At 47.9% G+C, this 1,210-nt stretch carries 2 protein-coding genes; one reads left to right on the top strand and one right to left on the bottom strand.

All coding sequences use genetic code 11. The features are described 5' to 3' along the window. Positions 1-529, top strand: a 529-nt coding sequence (locus R7070_RS25760; protein WP_318141458.1) for a TIGR04211 family SH3 domain-containing protein, incomplete at its 5' end; no start/stop codon positions are given. Between the two features lie 93 nt (positions 530-622). Here R7070_RS25760 and R7070_RS25755 read toward each other — a convergent pair. Continuing rightward, positions 623-1,210, bottom strand: a 588-nt coding sequence (locus tag R7070_RS25755; protein ID WP_318141457.1) for a general secretion pathway protein GspB, incomplete at its 5' end; no start/stop codon positions are given.

Below are 1,210 nucleotides of genomic sequence, written 5' to 3'. Positions count from 1 at the left end.
CCTATTCACTTTCATGCACTCAGGTCCAAACAACACTTACCGTATCATTGGCAGCATTAACGCTGGCTCTAAAGTTCAGCTTTTACAAGCCAACAAAGATACAGGCTACACGCAAGTTCGTGATGACCGCGGCCGCACTGGTTGGGTACAAAGCAAGTTTGTGACAAATCAAGAAAGCATGGCAATTCGCCTTCCTCGTATTGAGAAAGAGCTGTCAGAAGTGAAAGAACAGCTAGCAAATGCTCGTCAAACTTCTGATACCGAGAAAGCAGGTCTAGTAACATCACTAGAAACTCGTAACCAACAAATTACAGATCTAGAGAAAAAATACTCTGAGATCAGCGACCAGCTCACTTCTGTTGAAACAGAAAACCGTGAACTTCGCGCCAAGCTGGATACGCAAAAAGATGACCTGCTGCTTAAGTACTTCACTTACGGTGGTGGTGTAGCAGGCCTTGGTCTTTTATTTGGTTTGATTCTTCCTCATATCATTCCACGCAGAAAGAAATCACCTGCAGGTTGGGCATAACTGCCCCGCAAACTACCGGTTTGCACATAGCGGATACGAAAAAGGCCACATTCATGTGGCCTTTTGCTTATCTAATGGTTTCACGCGAGAGCACTAACCATCCCATTCGTAAAGTGCAGGGATTCGGATTTGCTCACCTTGGAATTCGACAATGACAGCCTGCGGCTGAATCTCTTTCAGCGTGACTTGTCCATCCACCACATCCCCTTGGTGATACTCCACGTTATTGATTTTCACCCAACGACGATTGGCATCACTGGCATACATGTGCGTTTGCAAATTAAGGGCAGGAAGACGTCCTTGCCACTGCTGCGCATTGCGCTCCAAGTCATTCACCTGTGACCGCGCAGAAGTCGGCGCATCGTTTTGAGACAGCGCATTTTCCACTTTTTTGGCGAGATCTGGAGACAAGGAAGACAAGTCTAGATCATCCAATGACAAACCTAAGTCGTCACGACGATGCGTAGATGCTGTGCTCGTGACGGGAGTAGCCGTTGTCGGATCTGGAGCCTCACCCTCGTTGGCATACTCGGAGGGTTGCAAGAATGTCCCAATGTCGCGAGATAACTCGGCACTCGGCCATTCTCGTGGCAGTTGAGCAAGATCCGTTGATTCTGGATAATCTAAAACTTCAAATTGTTGTACGACTTCCGCCACCACTACCTCTGGCGTAACCGCTTG

Source organism: Vibrio sp. 1557 (assembly GCF_033340175.1).
Classification (GTDB): Bacteria; Pseudomonadota; Gammaproteobacteria; order Enterobacterales; family Vibrionaceae; genus Vibrio; species Vibrio alginolyticus.
Note: the sequence above shows the minus strand (reverse complement) of the source record. Positions and strands in the feature narration are given on the sequence as shown.